A 16,944-nucleotide genomic window follows, 5' to 3' on the forward strand; every position below is an offset into this window, starting at 1 on the left:
GCAGCGGGTTTTTTTATGAATAATAACTCATGGAAAAACCATTTAAACTTCAAATACGTCAAAAAAAGCTTCTGGCGGATACTGTAACCCCGGTAGGGCTGTATTTAAAAATTCGAGATAAGTATGCTAAATCCTTTCTTCTGGAGAGTTCAGATTATCACGGCGCTGAGAATAGTTTCAGCTACATCTGCTGTGATCCCATGGCTGAGTTTAAACTGGAAGGCGGCAACATAAAGGTAGGTCTGCCTGACGGAAGCAGCTCATCTAAAGCGTTAAATGAGAAAAAAGAACTTTTACAGGAGTTGAGGTCATTTATTGGTCAGTTTGAGCTTCCTGATACCGCAGACAAGTTCATCAGGTCCGGACTCTTTGGTTACATGGCTTATGATGCGGTGCAGTGCTTTGAGGACATTGAGTTTGGCAATGAAAAAACACCTTCAGCAGAAATACCGGAGATCCAGTACCACCTTTTCAGGTATATCATCGCTCTGGATCATTTTAAGAACGAGTGTTTTCTGATTGAGACATTCCAGGAAGAGCCGGATGATTCTAAATTTAATGAGCTACTCACTATTATATCTCAGCAAAATATCCCTTCTTTTTCTTTTCGGAAGGAGGGAGATGTCAGTTCCAACTTTGATGATGCTACTTTTTTGGAAATAGTAAAATCAGGTATAAAACATTGTGACATTGGAGATGTATTCCAGGTTGTTTTTTCGCGGCAGTTTCGTACCAGGTTCAAAGGGGACGAGTTTCAGGTATACAGGGCGCTGAGGTCTATTAACCCTTCTCCGTATCTTTTTTATTTTGATTATGGCGGGTATAAGATTTTCGGGTCCTCCCCGGAAGCTCAGATCGTGGTGAAAGACCGTGAGGCTATTATTTATCCGATAGCCGGAACATTCAGACGCACAGGGGACGATGAGGCGGATGCCCAGCTTGCAAAGAAGCTTCTGGAAGACCCGAAGGAAAATGCTGAGCACATTATGCTGGTAGACCTTGCGCGTAATGATCTCAGTAAAAGCTCAGATGATGTGACCGTGGAAACCTACAAGGAAATCCAGTACTACTCTCATGTCATTCATTTGGTCTCGAAAGTCACAGGTAAGCTAAGGCCTGAAGCTGATCCTTTGGAGATTGTGGCCAGTACTTTTCCGGCTGGCACCTTGTCAGGCGCTCCGAAATACCGGGCAATGGAGCTGATTGATGAGCATGAAAATATTGCCCGTGGCTTTTACGGAGGGGCGATCGGGTTTATGGATTTCCAGGGAAATTTTAACCATGCCATTATGATCAGAACCTTTTTGAGCAGGGCTAACCAGCTTTTCTTCCAGGCGGGGGCCGGTATTGTTTCTAAATCTGACCCTAAAAGTGAAGTACAGGAAGTTTATAATAAGCTGGCGGCTTTACAGTCAGCTATGGATAAGGCAGAAAATTTGAACGGCAAATGAAAAAAGTACTGGTTATAGACAACTACGATTCTTTTACCTACAACCTGGTGCATATCCTCAGGGAGCTTGGCCTGGATGAGCATATGGAAGTGCACAGAAATGATAAAATTCCGGTGGATTATGCAGCTGGTTTTGAAAAGATATTGCTTTCTCCCGGACCGGGATTGCCGAAAGATGCCGGAGTGATGCCTGAGGTGATTAAGCAATTCAGCGCTGACAAGAGTATTCTGGGGGTTTGTCTGGGCCATCAGGGTATTGCGGAGTGTTTCGGCGCTGAACTGTTTAACCTTTCTACTGTTTTCCATGGGGTAGCCACAAAAGCTTTACTTACTGATCAAAAGGATAACCTTTTTGAAGGAGTTCCCGGTGAATTTCAAGTGTGCCGGTATCACTCCTGGGCTGTAGTTGCTGACTCTCTGCCTTCGGACTTACAGGTAACAGCAATTGACGAGGAGGGTAACATCATGGCCATAAAGCATAAGGATCTTAAGGTCCGGGGGGTTCAGTTTCACCCCGAGTCGATTATGACCGAGCATGGAAAAAAAATCATCCGAAACTGGATTGAAGAATAAAAACTAAGGACAACCTAATCAAATGAAAGAGGTATTAAACAAACTTTTTAAATATCAATCACTTTCCAGAGAGGAGGCATTTAATATACTTTCCAACCTGGCAACCGGCCAATACAACCAGAGTCAGATGGCGGCCTTTCTGACCGTATACCTGATGCGGAGTATCACTGTAGAGGAGCTGGAAGGTTTTCGGGATGCCATGTTGGAGCTTTGTGTCAGAGTGCCCGTAGATGAGTATAGTGCCATTGACCTTTGCGGCACAGGTGGGGATGGTAAAAACACCTTCAATATTTCTACCATTTCATCATTTGTAGTAGCAGGTGCAGGTCAGAATGTGGTGAAGCACGGCAACTATGGGGTTTCGTCTGTCAGTGGCTCTTCCAACGTCCTGGAGAGTCTGGGGGCTAAGTTTACCAATGATATAGGTACCATTAAAAAGAGTCTGGATGAATCAGGCATTTGTTTTTTGCATGCGCCACTTTTTCATCCTGCTATGAAAAATGTGGGGCCTGTGAGAAAGGAGTTGGGGGTCAAAACGTTTTTCAATATGCTTGGTCCGATGGTTAATCCGGCATTCCCTAAAAACCAGTTGGTCGGGGTGTTTAACCTGGAGCTTGCCAGGCTGTATGGCTACATCTACCAAAATACGGATAAGCACTTTGTGATCGTACATTCCCTGGACGGGTATGATGAAGTGTCGCTTACTGGTGGCTTTAAGGTGATCATGAATGAGCAGGAGGAGGTGTATCAACCGGAAGACCTGGGGCTACATCGACTAAGACCCGAACAGCTGGCCGGAGGAGATGATGTGGCAGATGCTGCAAATATCTTCAAAAAAATACTGAACAATGAAGGCACAGAGGCTCAGATGGAAGCAATCTACGCCAATGCCGGTCTGGCCATTGCCGTGGGCAAACAAATTCCGATAACGGAAGGTATTGCTCAGGCAAAAGAATCCATTCAATCAGGGAAAGCACAGGAATCTTTTAAGAAATTTTTAGCAGTCAATCAATAAGATGAATATACTAGACCAGATCATAGCTGATAAGAAAGAAGAAGTAGAGCAACGAAAAAGCCTGTATCCTGTAAAGCTGCTCGAAAGGAGCACGTATTACGACGGAAAGCCTGTTTCATTGAAGAAATACATCAGGAGGGAAGATAAAGTAGGCGTCATTGCAGAATTTAAAAGAAAGTCACCTTCCAGGGGAATGATCAACGCCAAAGCATCCGTGGAGCGGACATCCATCGGATATATGCAGGCGGGCGCCTCAGGCCTGTCTGTACTGACTGACACAAAATACTTTGGAGGTAAAAATGAAGATCTTACCACAGCTCGTAATTTTAATTTCTGTCCCATATTGAGGAAGGATTTTATTGTAGACGAATACCAGATCATCGAGGCTAAATCCATCGGAGCTGATGTGATATTACTAATTGCAGCTGCCTTGTCTCCGGAGGAAGTGAGAAAGCTAGGCGGGTTTGCTCATTCCCTGGGTCTTGAGGTTTTGCTGGAAGTTCACAATGAGGAAGAGCTGACACGCTCCATCAACGAGCATGTGGATCTACTTGGAGTAAATAATCGAAACCTTCAGACTTTTGAAACTACCGTGGAGACATCCAGGGCGCTGGCTGAAAAGATCCCGAATGAGTTTGTTAAGGTCTCGGAAAGTGGAATAAGTGACCCGGAGGCAGTGGTAGAGCTCATGGATTATGGTTACGAAGGCTTTTTGATAGGTGAGAGTTTTATGCGGAAGGGAAGCCCGGAGAAAGCCTGTAGTGATTTTATAAAACAGATTAAAGAGTTGAAGAAATAAATTAACTGTGGTTAAAAGGGATATAACCGCGGAGAAAACAGAGGACCTCAGAGTAGGTTACCCTGTTATGTTGAAGAAGGAAGATGGAAATAAAGAGCTCTGTTTTACTCAGTGGCTAAAGGAAAATAAGAAATGAAATTCAAGGTCTGTGGCATGCGGGATCAGGAAAATATCCGGGAGCTTCTCAAGCTCAAACCGGATTTCATGGGGATGATTTTTTATCCTAAAAGCCCCCGCTTTGTAAATACAGTACCTGACATGAAGAAATGGCCCGCTGAAACCAGGAAGGTTGGAGTGTTTGTAAACCCAGCGGTAGGGGAGGTTGAAGACAAAATAAAAAATTATCAGCTTGATCTGATTCAGCTTCATGGGGGAGAGTCGGCGAGTTTTGTGAAGGCTTTATATAAGAAGGGAGTAAAAGTGATGAAAGTGTTTAGTGTGACAGATGAATTGCCTTTGGATAAAATGAAACCTTATGAGGACTACATTGAGTATTTTTTGTTTGACACTAAAACTCCTGCTTATGGTGGAAGCGGTCAGAAATTTGACTGGAGCATATTGGCAGGATACTCACTGGAGAAACCATTTTTTCTCAGTGGCGGAATAAGTCTGGAAGACATTGAAGATATACAAATGCTAGGCCTGGATAAGCTGGAAGCTATTGATGTAAATAGTCGGTTTGAGCTGGAGCCGGGGTTAAAAGACATAAGTAAACTGAAAGAATTAAAAGCATTGTTATGAGTGTTGTAAGATCAAAATACCATGTTGATGAGCGTGGATACTTCGGGAAATTTGGTGGAGCATACATCCCTGAGATGCTTTATCCGAATGTAGAAGAGCTGAGGGAAAATTATCTTCAAATAACAGAGGATCCTTCTTTTCAGAGCAGGTTTCAGCAGCTGCTGAAAGACTATGTTGGCCGCCCAACGCCACTGTATTTTGCCAGCAGGCTATCTGAAAGGTATAAGGCAAAAATATATCTGAAGCGAGAAGATCTCTGCCACACCGGAGCGCATAAAGTAAATAATACCGTAGGGCAAATACTCCTGGCTCAGGCGCTGGGTAAGAAGCGGATCATTGCAGAGACAGGAGCAGGTCAGCATGGAGTAGCTACGGCTACCGTATGCGCCTTGATGGGCATTGACTGTGTCGTATATATGGGCGAGGTGGATATGGCTCGTCAGAAACCAAACGTGGAGCGGATGAAGATCCTGGGAGCGGAAGTCAGACCCGCTACCTCGGGTAGTAAGACGCTGAAAGATGCCACCAACGAGGCAATGCGCCACTGGATCAACAATCCCACTGACACTCATTATATCATAGGCTCAGTGGTAGGACCCCACCCATACCCGGATATGGTAGCTCGATTTCAGTCAGTGATCAGTGAAGAAATTAGGTGGCAACTGGATGAAAAGGAGGGTAGAGAAGAACCGGATTATGTATTTGCCTGTGTAGGTGGTGGTAGCAATGCAGCCGGGGCTTATTATCATTACCTGGATAATGAAGATGTGAAACTAGTGGCGGTGGAAGCATCCGGTCTGGGAAATGCTTCAGGTAAATCAGCTGCGACCACTGCGTTGGGCAGGGAAGGTGTTCTGCATGGCAGCAGGACCTTGCTTATGCAGACAGAGGATGGTCAGGTAATTGAGCCCTATTCCATTTCTGCAGGATTGGATTACCCTGGAATCGGCCCCTTTCATGCACACCTTTTTGATTCGGGAAGAGCGCGGTTTGTGGGTATTACAGACGAAGAGGCCATGAATGCAGGGGTACTTTTGAGTCGATCAGAGGGAATCATTCCTGCGGTGGAAAGCGCACATGCTATAGCTGCTCTTGATAAGGTAGATTTTCAGGAAGATGAGATCGTAGTGGTCAATCTATCTGGAAGAGGAGATAAAGACCTGGAGACTTATATCAAGTGGGGGAAATATTGATTAATTAAGAATTAAGAATTAAGAATTAAGAATTAAGAATTAAGAAATTGGTTCACTTTACGGAATAACGGATGAATCGAATAGATAAAGCATTTTTAGATAAGAAGGATCATCTCCTGAATGTATATTTCACAGCGGGGTATCCGCAGATAGATGACACTCTTCGGATAGCCAGAGCCCTGGAAGCCGGAGGTGCGGACCTCATTGAGTTGGGTTTGCCCTTTTCTGATCCCGTTGCGGATGGGCCTACTATCCAGGCCAGCTCTACCAGGTCACTGGAAAATGGCATGACGATCAAACTGCTTTTTGAGCAATTGAAAGACCTCCGGAACCAGGTGACAGTGCCTGTACTGCTTATGGGATATATCAATCCGGTTTTGCAGTTTGGTTTTGAGCGATTTTGTGAAAAATGCCAGGAGGTAGGGGTAGACGGTCTCATCTTACCAGACTTACCGATGTATGAGTATGAAGAGCTGTACCAGGATACCTTACGAAAGTACGGGCTATACAATGTGTTTTTGATAACTCCACAGACTTCTGAGAGCCGTATTCGAAAGATAGATGAGCTGTCCAGTGGATTTATTTACATGGTGTCATCGGCCAGCATCACCGGAGCTAAATCCGGAATTACAGCGGAGCAGGTTGCTTATTTTAATCGGATCAACTCACTAAAACTTTCCAATAAACGATTGATCGGCTTTGGTATATCAAACCAGGAAACGTTTGAAAAAGCCTGCGAATATGCAGACGGCGCTATAGTGGGTAGCGCTTTTATCAAACAACTCGAAAAAGATGCTTCAGATGAGGCAATTAAAAACTTTATTCAATCAGTGAAACCTCAAAATCATGATCATACAGTTTAATGAAAATGCTACAGCAGAACAGAAAGAACAGGTAAAGGCGCAGGTAGCGACTCTGAAATATAAAACCAATGAAGTCAGGACTCAGAAAGGGGAATATATAGTAGGCATTGGTAAAGAGAAGTTTGATGTTCGAAAGATCGGGCATTTGGATGGGATCAAAGACATTCACATCGTGTCTGATGATTTTAAACTGGTTTCCAGGAAATGGAAGGTAAATCGCACCGTCATCGATCTGGGAGATGGGGTGTTGATCGGGGACGGCCATTTTGCTATCATGGCTGGTCCATGTAGCATAGAGGGTGAAGAGAACATTTACAAAACCATAGAACATCTCAGTGCCAATGGTGTGAGGATCATGCGCGGTGGTGTTTACAAGCCCAGGAGCTCTCCGTATTCATTTCGCGGACTGGGTCTGGATGGTTTGAAGACCTGGTACCAGGCTGCTAAGGAACATGGCATCAAGATCGTGACTGAGGTTATGCAGGTTTCGCAGATAGAACCCATGTATGACTATATCGATATGTACCAGGTAGGAGCTCGTAATACTCAAAACTTTAACCTACTGGATGAGCTTGGCCGGGTAGACAAGCCTGTCATGATCAAGCGGGGCATTTCCGGCACTATAGATGAGTTGCTGTACAGCGCCGAGTATGTTTTCGCGGGCGGTAATGAACGGCTGTTGCTTTGTGAGCGAGGGATAAGAACCTATGAAAAGGCCTCCAGAAATACATTCGATATCAATGCAATTCCTATTTTAAAAGAAAAGACCCACCTGCCCATCATTGCAGATCCGTCTCATGGTATAGGCATACGGGACCATGTGGATTCTATAGCCTTAGCTGCTACCGTAGCGGGTGCAGATGGTGTGATCTTTGAGATTCATGAAAAACCCGAAGAAGCTTTTTCTGACGGCCAGCAGACACTCGATTTTGAGGAGTCCGCCAGGCTGATCAAAAAAATGAAAGCGTTAGCAGAGCTATAATTGCTTATTGGCTGGACCAAGGGGAATTTCAAGGATCATTTCACAGCCTTTGTTAGGGGCGGTGTGGATCTGAAGATTCCCGTCAAATATTTCGATTCTCCTCCGGATGTTGTTCAGACCGATACCTCGTTTGGCTGTCTTGCCATCAAAACCAATACCATTATCTGAAATACTAAAAAGAATTTTGCGTTCATTTGCCCAGAGGTCAAGGAAAATTCTGGATGCTTCTGAGTGCTTAATGATATTGTTTAACTGCTCCTGGAGTATCCGGAAGAGATTGAGTTTTACCTCTGAGCTGAGTCGGGCATTTGGGCTGATGGCGTGACTAAATGATATTTGAAACTGATTTTCTAAGTTAATGCCATTTAGAAGCTCCTGGACTGCTTCTGCAAAAGGTGTTTCATCAAGGTTGGATGGCGCAAGCTGGTGGCTGAGCTTCCGAATATCATCAATGGCTGTATTTATGTACTGACCGACTCTTTCCAGCGCATCTATCTGTTCTTTTATTTGAGCTTTGGTATGATTCAGATTCATTAATGAGGCAATGAGCAATTGAATCACATGATCATGAAGTTCGCGTCCTATTTCAAAGCGCTCCTGCTCCTGTGTAGATATAATGGTTTTAGCAATTTGCTGTTCTGCATTGATGCTATCCGTGATATCTCTGCATACGCCTACCAGGGTCAACGGCTTGCCACTTTCGTCACTTGTAATTATGGCTTGAGCCTCAACGTGATAGATGTCGTTTTCTTCAGTTAGAATTCTGAACCGATGATTGAAATCACTTTTAAGTTTGATGGCCCTTTTGATTTTTTGATCAAACACCTCCAGGTCGTGTGGATGAAGGTACTTGAGCCAGTTTTCATAGGTCTTTTTGAATTTCATCGGATTGAGTCTGAATACCTCATACATGTATTCGTTCCAAACAATCTTGTCGGTCTGAAGGTCCCAGTCAAAAATCCCCAGTCTGGCAGAAGTGGTAGCCAGCAATAGCCTGTTGGATAACTCCTGAAGCTCCTTTTCCGCCAGCCGCTGCTGTGTGACATCCTGCAGTGTGCCTTCTATCCGGGCGAAATTTCCATCTTTATCAAAAACCGGGTTCACCTTAGCGAATAGGTTTCTAATCATGCCATTTGGGTAAGTAAACCTGAAATCAACATCCGTTGGTTTGAAATCTTTAGTGATCTTTTTCCTTACATGATATACTGTCTCGAGATCTTCGGGGTGAACTCTTCTTGCGAATTCAGACTCTTGTATGATATGATCCGAGTCAAAGATCCTGTACATTTCTTCTGACCAGTAGGTTTGTCCGTGTGTCCAGTCCCACTCCCAGTAACCAACTTTAGCTATTTGCTGAGCAGTATTTAATTGTTTGTTGGTTTTTTCTAAAAGCTTACGAGCGCTTACTCGCTCACTGATATCGATCCCTACACCCATCAGACAGGTTTCTCCCTTATAGTTGATAGCCGTGCCGGTAAAGTAATAAGGAATTTTTTCTCCGCACTTAGTGACAAAGTCAGCTTCTACATTATCCTCACCTGACTCAAAAACATTCGCTATTTTCTTTTTTAAGAGCTCTTTTTCTTCACCGTGGAAGAAATCCAGCGGGTGCATATTGCTTATTTCATTTCCCGTAAAGCCTGTAACTTTTTCGAAGTTCTCATTCCACTTTATGAATCGGCCTTCTTTGTTGTACAGATAAAATACTCCCGGCAAGCTGTTGATGATGTTTTCTGATAAAGCTTTTTCGTAAAGGATGCTCTTTTCAAGAATTTTACTCTTGGTGACATCCTGTACAAGAGACATAACCGATATTACCTTACCTGATTTATCTTTTACCGTTGAGTTATACCAGATACAGTCTACTATCTTACCGCTCTTGGTATAATTCCTGTTGTGAGAGATATTACCATCTACCTGACCTGAAAGCAATTCCTCAGCTACTTTGGCTGCAGCCTTCTGATCTTCTTTGTATATCAGGTCGAAGGCGGTAATGTTTTTCTTCAAAACCTCTTTTCTTTTCCACCCGAAAATCAGCTCACACTGATGGGTCCATTCGGTAACAGTGAGGTTGCAATCATATTCTACCACTCCCAGCGGTGAGTTATGAAGGTGATGAGATAGTTGCTGATAAGCCCTTTCAAGCTCTTGCTCTACTTTTCTCTTTTGGGTGATGTCGCTCATGGACACCAGCCAGAGCTTTTTCCCGTCCATTATGGTGTTTTCTATCGAGAGGAGTACTGTTACTTTTTCACCGGATTTGGTTTGTAGCTCCCTTTGAAGGTTTCGGATATAGCCTTTTTTGCGTAACTCACCCCAGATTTTTTCCCTTTCTTCCGTGTATTCAAAGTTGAGAAGGCCAGCCTCCAGTGTGGTTTTCCCCATTAATTCACTTTTACTAAAGCCGAGTAGTCGGGTGACCGTCTCATTTACCAATACGATTTTTTGAGTATCATCTAAAATTGCCAGTCCGAGTACATTGGATTCAAAGAGTTTCCGAAAATTGGCATAGGAATTACTTTTATCGACCGTTTCTTCATAAAGATCTATGATCATGCAGCCCAGGTAGTTCCTGTGGTTTATTGTTTGCTGGTAGGTAAAGGAGAATGAAAAAATGTGGGGCTTTTTGTCGGAAATCTGAAGTTTAAAAAAACCTTCTTTTCTACGTTCACAATCTTCAGAAAAGTGAAACTCACCATCGATCAATTCATCAATCGGCTTACCGATAATTTCCTTTTCTGAAACCCCCAGTAAGTCGGTACACTTGGGTGAGACGCCTGAAATTTTACCAGAGTTGTCCAGCAATAAAACCGCGATGGCAGGATTATTAAGCAGCAATTCGCTGCTAAGGTCTACTATTTTCCTTCTGGTGCTCATCTTGGCGGTATCCTAATTTAACAAGAAATTATACCATTAAGAAATTTATGCTTTTGACGCAAGCAGTTATAAGTATTTTTACGGAGTCTGAAAATGAGTGTTTTACTGGGCAGTATGGGATTGTTGGCTGGATTTACAAGGCTACGAATCCGATTTTCGAAAATAGCTGCTAACAAACCACCATCAGAAAAATTTTTCCCGGTTTCGGGAGAATTGTCTATTATCTATCAAAAATAATAGTTTATGGTTAAGACCCTGCTGATCGAGAAGTTGTTGGTAAGGTTGGTTATGAGAGCCCAGGATTGACTATTACGATCCCGGTAGCTGGCCGAGTTATTACTGTTATCACTATAGATCACTTGCTGTCGTTGGTTACTGGTATAGTTGACATTTCTCAAGTCAATGCTAAGTAGATTTGTTTCGATACTAAAATGATCAGACAGAAAGAAATAAAGCCCACCTGAAACCCTGAGGTTAAATGTATGATTTGTTCCTTCGCTCCACGAGGTGATTCTCCGTGAATTGGTGGTATCCAGCACGTCCAGCCTTTCATTGAAATTACTGTCAGTAGCAAAGCGATAGCCGAGTTCTGGCTGAATATAAAAGCCAAATCGGCCTTTTATAGGTTGCATTTTTCTGATAAATGCAGAAACCCCTATTTGTCTTTCTTCTCCTGAAAATCTACTTTCTTCCATCCGGTCCGTAGTAGTTTGTTCGCTGCTGGAGGAGAGATTTTCCAGGTACAGGTCCAACTTTGCTCCGATAGCCAGGCCATCCTTCACAAAGACACCAATGTAAGGATAGAAGCCGATCCGAAAACGTTCTGATTCTAAACCATTGGTACCGGTTACAAATTCATCGTTACCTTCATCCTTTTTGATAATTATGTCCATTGATGCACCGATAAACTTCTGACCTTTTTCCATTTGGGCCTTCGAGATATGAACAATAGTGCAGAAGATCAGAATAGCTGGTAGTGATTTAAGCATGATAAAAGACAGGTTAGGTCAAGCGTTTAAAGATAAGATAGTCCGGCTAACCATCGAAATTTTGTTGGTTTTTACGCTAAGGGGTTAAAAAATGAACTACGGATAGAACTGAGTGAGGCTGATTCACAATTGTGCCAGAGCAAATTATTTTTTGATTTCTACGGATGTGTCGGCGAGTAATTGGGAACAGTTAAATCATGGGTCATCCCTAATAAATTGGTGGTACTTTTTATCTTTTAATAATTTCAAGGCCATCTATCCGTTCAAAATGCCTGGCGTTTAAAGTTGCTAACCTGAGTCCATGGCTGACAGCCGTTGCGCCTATAAACAGATCTGGTATATCAATTAGTTTTCGATCTTTTTTGAGCTGACGGTTAATCGCGATTGCAGTCTTATTCACCTCATTATAAAATGGTAGTACGGAAATTAATTGAAAGAATTTATCCCAATACTTGTCTTGCTCTAAGGAACTACCAGCGTATATTTCATAAGCGGTTATCGTCGAAATAGCAAATAATTGGTATTTACTGGTTAGCTGATAGAAAAATGCCTTTGTTTTATTTTTCTTACGGTAGAAGTCAATCAGGACAGAGGTGTCCAGACAGATTATCTCTGTCTCCATTGGCTAAGTCTTTTTCTGTTTTCTAGAAACGATTCATACTGATCATCGGTCATTACAGGCGCATCAAGCAGGAAATGTTGTAAATCAGAGGTTTTCGTTTTTGACTTATTAGCAAGAGATATGTCATCTAGTTCAATTTTCAATCTGGCAAGTTGACTGGCGGGCATTTGCTTTATCAACTTTATGATCTGATTGTACCCTATATTGACTTTTATTTCCATATTACAAATTTACGAAATTTATCCTGGGGAGATGCATAATTTATGGCAGAGCAAAAAAATCACAGATTCCCATAATTTCCATAATTGTGGAGGGGGATTTTTTTAGGAACTCTACGGTTGTGGAGGTTTGGGAGATTCTCGATATTTAGAGGAGGGTTTTTTGCCAATATGAAGTAAACCCTACAACTCCCTCAAAAAAAGATCCTTAAACTCAATGCCCTGGCCCTCGGCCTGTAAGCCAATGTACCCTTCCGTCAGTGGAGTGCCGTCTACTTTCATCGCTGAGTCATAGCGGTTGGCTACTTCTCCGCCAATCTGTGGCTTGCTGTACTGAAGGACCGTATCACCTTCCACAAGGTGCAGTACCAGGGAGTCGCCATACACGATCAGCTCGCCACTTACCCACTGATTCCACGGATAGGTTTTGGAGGAGGAGCTGATGCAGTGTCTGGGGTCTATTTCCCCTTCATAAACTACATCTGTTCCCGGCGAACACATATTTCCGGTAGGGCGGGGGCCTTTTCCTGCATCAGCCAGTATCTGATACTCTACGGAGATTGGCCAGTCCTGCTCTTTCAAAATGGTCTCCGGTGCCTGGGAGTGAAACATAATCCCGCTGTTGCGATAAATGTAGTCCGGAGCATCCTTCATATACTGATCGGTAAACCGATAGCTAAACTTCAGGTGAAAAGAGGAGAAAGGGTCTTTGTAAAAAAGGTGCCCAAAGCGATTATCAAAAGTCTCATAATCGTCATAGCTCACCAGGATGCTGCTGTCCGCCACCCGGAATGTATTGGCGTAGTTATCGCCCACCTCATGATGGTGAAACTTTGGTGTCCAGCCTGTCAGGTCTTTTCCGTTAAACAGGCTGATCCATTCCTCAGCATTAGCTTCCAGCTGTTTTGAGTTATTGGTAGTGCATGAAAAAACAATCAATACAGTAGTGTATGTAAAAAGCGCTTTTAGGTGATTCATGGTTGTGGTGTTAGTTGCTGACTTTAAAAGTAGTAAATGTATTTAATACGTTTGTGGTAAAGTTAAAATGGAACTTTACCTCCCATGGATTTGCTATCTTTGTACAAACATTAACCCATTACCCCAAGTTAAAGCGATATGAAACAGATCTATGGTAATTACAACAAGGAGGACTTTGAAGTATGGAAGCTCCTTTACGAACGCCAGATCAAGAATTTACCAAAAGCAGCATGCAAGGCCCATCTGGAAGGGCTTGAGAAGGTAAACTTTGTTGCCGATGAGATTCCACACTTTGAAGACACTAACAAAATCCTGCAGGAGCTAACCGGGTGGAGATTGGCTGTGGTGCCCGGAATTGTACCGGACTACACGTTTTTCGAACTGATGTCCAACAAACGCTTTCCAGCTACCACCTGGCTCAGGAAGATGGAGGAGCTGGATTATCTGGAGGAGCCCGACATGTTTCATGATGTGTTTGCACACGTTCCTTTGCTGAGTAATCAGTCTTTCGTTAATTTTTTAGAGGCGTTGAGCAAAATAGGGTTGGACTATGTAGGAAATGATTATGCCATTGAGCTCCTGTCCCGAATCTACTGGTTTACAGTGGAGTTTGGGCTGATTCAGGAAGAAGCCGGGTTGCGTATCTACGGAGCGGGTATCCTTTCTTCTGCCGGAGAAACAAAATTTAGTTTGTCAGATGAGCCGCCAAAGTATAACTTTGACGTGCGGACCATTGCGAACACCCCCTATCGCAAAGATGTCTTTCAGGATCGCTATTTTGTGATCCAATCTTACGAACAGCTTTACAACAGCATCCCCGAAATAAAAGATGTGTTGGCAGAAATGATAGAGAAAAAGCAGGAGGTGCCTGCCTGACATTTTGCCGGACAGTTTTGGAAAATTTTTAAAGCTGTTTCCATATGAGAAACAGCTTTTCTTTTTTAGCTTAAAGTACGTGAAACTAGCCATAGTAAAATACAACGCAGGAAATGTGCAATCGCTTACCTTCGCCTTAAACAGGCTGGGAATAGAGCCTATTGTCACCGATGTGCCTGAAGAGTTGCGCACAGCAGATAAAATCATTTTTCCCGGGCAGGGAGAAGCCAGCTCAGCAATGCGCAGTCTTCGGGAGCGCGGTTTGGTGGAGATCCTTAAAAACCTGCATCAACCGTTTCTGGGAGTTTGCCTGGGGATGCAGTTGATGTGTGCCTTTACGGATGAGAACAACACCGAGGCCCTTGGTATCATTCCTGAAAAATGTCTTCGGTTTTATGGGGCAGGGCTGAAAGTACCTCATATGGGCTGGAATAATATCACGGATCTGGAATCCCGACTCATGGCAGACGTTCCGGATAACAGCTATTTGTATTTTGTTCACAGCTATTACATTCCTATGTGTGAGTACACAGTGGCTACCTGCCATTACCCTGAGCCTTTCAGCGCTGCATTGCAAAAGGACAATTACTACGCTATCCAGCCACACCCGGAAAAGAGTGGTGATGCAGGCATGAAGCTTTTGGAAAACTTTTTAAAGCTGTAAGTATGGAGATCATTCCGGCTATTGACATTATAGGTGGCAAATGTGTGCGACTCACCAAAGGAGATTACAACCAGGTAAAGGAATATGCGGAAAATCCGGCAGAGGTGGCCCGAAAATTTGAACTGGCAGGCATAAACCGACTTCATGTCGTGGATCTGGATGGCGCTAAGGCAAAGCATGTTGTAAACCTGGATTCTCTGAAAAGTATTACATCCACCACAAACCTCCGGGTAGATTTTGGCGGAGGCGTGAAGACCCGTGAAGATCTGGAGAAGGTCTTTGAAGCTGGAGCAATGCAGGTCACGGCAGGCAGTATTGCCGTGAGCAACAGGGATGAGGTGAAAAACTGGATTGAAGAGTTTGGCCCGGAGAAGATCATACTGGGGGCAGATGTGCTGGACGAAAAGATCATGGTTTCCGGCTGGCAAAAATCCAGTGGTGAAGATTTGTATGAATTTATCGACTTTTACCTGGGCCTGGGGATAAGCTACGTGATCTGTACCGATATCTCCAAAGACGGGGTATTGCAGGGTCCGTCTTTTGAGCTGTATGAAAAGCTGCTTAAAAGATTTCCCGGACTGAACCTGATCGCAAGTGGGGGTGTTTCAGGGAAAAATGACCTGGACCAGTTAAAAGCCCTGGGGCTTTACGGGGCAATTGTAGGAAAAGCTTTTTATGAAGGAAAACTAACTTTGGAAGAACTGACAACTATCTGATGCTGACAAAACGAATTATACCCTGTCTGGATATAAAAGACGGACGCACGGTAAAAGGTGTAAACTTCGTGGACCTGAAAGATGCAGGTGACCCGGTAGAACTTGCTGAGCGGTATACGCATGAAGGCGCAGATGAGTTGGTTTTTCTGGACATCTCGGCCACCGTAGAGCGAAGGAAGACACTTCTTGATCTGGTTCGTAAGGTAGCTGCGGCTATCCACATTCCGTTTACAGTAGGTGGTGGAATAAGCTCAGTGGAGGATGTTAAGGACCTGCTGGATGCCGGTGCGGACAAGGTATCCATAAACTCAGCAGCTGTCACTAATCCGGACCTGATCAATCAGCTTTCATCTGAATTCGGTGCGCAGTGTGTGGTGGTAGCGATTGATAGCAGAAACATTAACGGAAAAGACCTGGTACACACTCATGGAGGCCGCCAGCCAACGAATATCGGCACCATCTGGTGGGCCAAGGAAGTGACCATTCGCGGAGCAGGAGAGATCCTGCTGACGAGTATGGATCATGACGGAACAAAATCCGGATTTGCCGTGGAGCTTACCAGAAAAGTCAGCCGGGCAGTTTCCATACCCGTGATTGCCTCCGGTGGCGGAGGTCATGAAAGCCATTTTGTTGATATCTTCGTATCAGGTGCAGCAGATGCAGCCCTGGCAGCCAGTATTTTCCACTATAAAGAAGTGGAGATCAATCATTTAAAAGAGGAACTAAAGAAAAAACGCTTACCAATACGAATCTGATGGCATTGGACTTTGACAAAGGGAATGGACTCTTACCTGCGATCATACAGGACCCGGTAACCAATAAGGTGCTTATGTTGGGGTATATGAATGAAGAGTCTTTGGCGCAAACCAAAAAAACGGGTAAGGTTACATTTTTCAGCCGATCCAAACAGCGATTGTGGACCAAGGGAGAGACTTCCGGTAATTATCTCATAGTAAAAGAGATCATTGAGGATTGTGATGGGGATACCCTGCTGATCAAGGCAGACCCCCAGGGGCCTACCTGCCACACAGGAAGTGACACCTGCTTTGATGAACAAAATACGGATGAACTGGCATTTCTGAAAAAGCTTTCAGGAATCATCGAGGATCGCAAGAACAATCCGAGCTCAGAGTCCTACACCAGCAGCCTGTTTGCAAAAGGCACCAATAAGATGTCTCAAAAAGTAGGAGAGGAAGCCGTGGAAGTAGTCATTGAGGCTATGGATGACAATAAAGAGCTTCTTTTAAATGAGTCAGCAGATCTGCTTTACCACCTCATGATCCTCCTTTCTTCTAAGGATTTATACTTAGAAGACGTTGTGAAAATACTTAAAAAACGTCACCAACCTTCTTAATTGTATTTTTTTTCTTACATTGATGGGTCTTAAG

At 43.8% G+C, this 16,944-nt stretch carries 17 protein-coding genes; 13 read left to right on the plus strand and 4 right to left on the minus strand.

Annotated elements, in window-relative coordinates; all coding sequences use genetic code 11:
- Window positions 1–29: 29 nt before the first annotated feature.
- The 8 genes from AC3E9V_RS08370 to aroF all read left to right on the plus strand — a co-directional run bounded on the left by AC3E9V_RS08370 (window position 30) and on the right by aroF (window position 7,616).
- Complete coding sequence (locus AC3E9V_RS08370; protein WP_488752736.1) at window positions 30–1,451, plus strand: anthranilate synthase component I family protein; 1,422 nt, start codon at window positions 30–32, stop codon at window positions 1,449–1,451.
- The gene (locus tag AC3E9V_RS08375) at window positions 1,448–2,023 is read left to right on the plus strand and encodes an anthranilate synthase component II (RefSeq protein WP_488752737.1); all 576 of its coding nucleotides are present in this window, start codon (window positions 1,448–1,450) and stop codon (window positions 2,021–2,023) included. The genes AC3E9V_RS08370 and AC3E9V_RS08375 overlap by 4 nt, the downstream gene beginning before the upstream one ends.
- A 22-nt stretch (window positions 2,024–2,045) precedes the next feature.
- Entirely contained in the window at window positions 2,046–3,038 is a 993-nt protein-coding gene (trpD, locus tag AC3E9V_RS08380; RefSeq protein WP_488752738.1) for an anthranilate phosphoribosyltransferase, read from the plus strand.
- 1 nt (window position 3,039) lies between these two features.
- Window positions 3,040–3,837: an indole-3-glycerol phosphate synthase TrpC gene (gene trpC / locus AC3E9V_RS08385; protein ID WP_488752739.1), complete on the plus strand. Its 798-nt coding sequence runs from the start codon at window positions 3,040–3,042 to the stop codon at window positions 3,835–3,837.
- 132 nt (window positions 3,838–3,969) lie between these two features.
- Window positions 3,970–4,578 carry a phosphoribosylanthranilate isomerase gene (locus AC3E9V_RS08390; RefSeq protein WP_488752740.1) on the plus strand — a complete coding sequence of 203 codons (609 nt, stop codon included), beginning with the start codon at window positions 3,970–3,972 and terminating at the stop codon, window positions 4,576–4,578.
- Window positions 4,575–5,771 carry a tryptophan synthase subunit beta gene (trpB, locus tag AC3E9V_RS08395; RefSeq protein ID WP_488752741.1) on the plus strand — a complete coding sequence of 399 codons (1,197 nt, stop codon included), beginning with the start codon at window positions 4,575–4,577 and terminating at the stop codon, window positions 5,769–5,771. The genes AC3E9V_RS08390 and trpB overlap by 4 nt, the downstream gene beginning before the upstream one ends.
- Window positions 5,772–5,842: 71 nt before the next feature.
- The gene (gene trpA, locus AC3E9V_RS08400) at window positions 5,843–6,634 is read left to right on the plus strand and encodes a tryptophan synthase subunit alpha (protein WP_488752742.1); all 792 of its coding nucleotides are present in this window, start codon (window positions 5,843–5,845) and stop codon (window positions 6,632–6,634) included.
- The gene (gene aroF / locus AC3E9V_RS08405) at window positions 6,618–7,616 is read left to right on the plus strand and encodes a 3-deoxy-7-phosphoheptulonate synthase (protein ID WP_488752743.1); all 999 of its coding nucleotides are present in this window, start codon (window positions 6,618–6,620) and stop codon (window positions 7,614–7,616) included. The genes trpA and aroF overlap by 17 nt, the downstream gene beginning before the upstream one ends.
- Here aroF and AC3E9V_RS08410 read toward each other — a convergent pair.
- The 4 genes from AC3E9V_RS08410 to AC3E9V_RS08425 all read right to left on the minus strand — a co-directional run bounded on the left by AC3E9V_RS08410 (window position 7,611) and on the right by AC3E9V_RS08425 (window position 13,300).
- Entirely contained in the window at window positions 7,611–10,493 is a 2,883-nt protein-coding gene (locus tag AC3E9V_RS08410; RefSeq protein WP_488752744.1) for a PAS domain-containing sensor histidine kinase, read from the minus strand. The two genes, aroF and AC3E9V_RS08410, sit on opposite strands and share 6 nt — an antisense overlap.
- 227 nt (window positions 10,494–10,720) lie before the next feature.
- The gene (locus tag AC3E9V_RS08415) at window positions 10,721–11,482 is read right to left on the minus strand and encodes a hypothetical protein (RefSeq protein WP_488752745.1); all 762 of its coding nucleotides are present in this window, start codon (window positions 11,480–11,482) and stop codon (window positions 10,721–10,723) included.
- 229 nt (window positions 11,483–11,711) lie between these two features.
- Entirely contained in the window at window positions 11,712–12,104 is a 393-nt protein-coding gene (locus AC3E9V_RS08420) for a type II toxin-antitoxin system VapC family toxin (protein ID WP_488752746.1), read from the minus strand.
- 401 nt (window positions 12,105–12,505) lie between these two features.
- Entirely contained in the window at window positions 12,506–13,300 is a 795-nt protein-coding gene (locus AC3E9V_RS08425; RefSeq protein WP_488752747.1) for a 3-keto-disaccharide hydrolase, read from the minus strand.
- A 138-nt stretch (window positions 13,301–13,438) separates the two neighbouring features.
- On the opposite strand from AC3E9V_RS08425, the gene phhA reads away from it, so the two are divergent.
- From phhA to hisIE, 5 genes are all read left to right on the plus strand, one after another.
- Complete coding sequence (gene phhA, locus AC3E9V_RS08430; RefSeq protein WP_488752748.1) at window positions 13,439–14,176, plus strand: phenylalanine 4-monooxygenase; 738 nt, start codon at window positions 13,439–13,441, stop codon at window positions 14,174–14,176.
- Between the two features lie 79 nt (window positions 14,177–14,255).
- Window positions 14,256–14,840 (plus strand): imidazole glycerol phosphate synthase subunit HisH, encoded by a 585-nt coding sequence (gene hisH / locus AC3E9V_RS08435; protein ID WP_488752749.1) that lies wholly within the window; start codon window positions 14,256–14,258, stop codon window positions 14,838–14,840.
- Window positions 14,841–14,842: 2 nt separating this feature from the next.
- Window positions 14,843–15,556, plus strand: coding sequence for a 1-(5-phosphoribosyl)-5-[(5-phosphoribosylamino)methylideneamino]imidazole-4-carboxamide isomerase (gene hisA, locus AC3E9V_RS08440; protein WP_488752750.1), 714 nt, complete (start codon window positions 14,843–14,845; stop codon window positions 15,554–15,556).
- Window positions 15,556–16,311, plus strand: coding sequence for an imidazole glycerol phosphate synthase subunit HisF (hisF, locus tag AC3E9V_RS08445; RefSeq protein ID WP_488752751.1), 756 nt, complete (start codon window positions 15,556–15,558; stop codon window positions 16,309–16,311). Before hisA ends, hisF begins: the two co-directional genes overlap by 1 nt.
- Window positions 16,311–16,910 carry a bifunctional phosphoribosyl-AMP cyclohydrolase/phosphoribosyl-ATP diphosphatase HisIE gene (gene hisIE, locus AC3E9V_RS08450; RefSeq protein WP_488752752.1) on the plus strand — a complete coding sequence of 200 codons (600 nt, stop codon included), beginning with the start codon at window positions 16,311–16,313 and terminating at the stop codon, window positions 16,908–16,910. The genes hisF and hisIE overlap by 1 nt, the downstream gene beginning before the upstream one ends.
- Window positions 16,911–16,944: the final 34 nt, after the last annotated feature.

Source organism: Marinoscillum sp. HNIBRBA16962, from assembly GCF_057801515.1.

Coding starts and splice junctions, on each gene's coding strand:
- AC3E9V_RS08370 (WP_488752736.1), top strand. CDS start 30: ATGGAAAAACCATTTAAACTTCAAATACGTCAAAAAAAGCTTCTGGCG.
- AC3E9V_RS08375 (WP_488752737.1), top strand. CDS start 1,448: ATGAAAAAAGTACTGGTTATAGACAACTACGATTCTTTTACCTACAAC.
- trpD (WP_488752738.1), top strand. CDS start 2,046: ATGAAAGAGGTATTAAACAAACTTTTTAAATATCAATCACTTTCCAGA.
- trpC (WP_488752739.1), top strand. CDS start 3,040: ATGAATATACTAGACCAGATCATAGCTGATAAGAAAGAAGAAGTAGAG.
- AC3E9V_RS08390 (WP_488752740.1), top strand. CDS start 3,970: ATGAAATTCAAGGTCTGTGGCATGCGGGATCAGGAAAATATCCGGGAG.
- trpB (WP_488752741.1), top strand. CDS start 4,575: ATGAGTGTTGTAAGATCAAAATACCATGTTGATGAGCGTGGATACTTC.
- trpA (WP_488752742.1), top strand. CDS start 5,843: ATGAATCGAATAGATAAAGCATTTTTAGATAAGAAGGATCATCTCCTG.
- aroF (WP_488752743.1), top strand. CDS start 6,618: ATGATCATACAGTTTAATGAAAATGCTACAGCAGAACAGAAAGAACAG.
- AC3E9V_RS08410 (WP_488752744.1), bottom strand. CDS start 10,493: ATGAGCACCAGAAGGAAAATAGTAGACCTTAGCAGCGAATTGCTGCTT.
- AC3E9V_RS08415 (WP_488752745.1), bottom strand. CDS start 11,482: ATGCTTAAATCACTACCAGCTATTCTGATCTTCTGCACTATTGTTCAT.
- AC3E9V_RS08420 (WP_488752746.1), bottom strand. CDS start 12,104: ATGGAGACAGAGATAATCTGTCTGGACACCTCTGTCCTGATTGACTTC.
- AC3E9V_RS08425 (WP_488752747.1), bottom strand. CDS start 13,300: ATGAATCACCTAAAAGCGCTTTTTACATACACTACTGTATTGATTGTT.
- phhA (WP_488752748.1), top strand. CDS start 13,439: ATGAAACAGATCTATGGTAATTACAACAAGGAGGACTTTGAAGTATGG.
- hisA (WP_488752750.1), top strand. CDS start 14,843: ATGGAGATCATTCCGGCTATTGACATTATAGGTGGCAAATGTGTGCGA.
- hisF (WP_488752751.1), top strand. CDS start 15,556: ATGCTGACAAAACGAATTATACCCTGTCTGGATATAAAAGACGGACGC.
- hisIE (WP_488752752.1), top strand. CDS start 16,311: ATGGCATTGGACTTTGACAAAGGGAATGGACTCTTACCTGCGATCATA.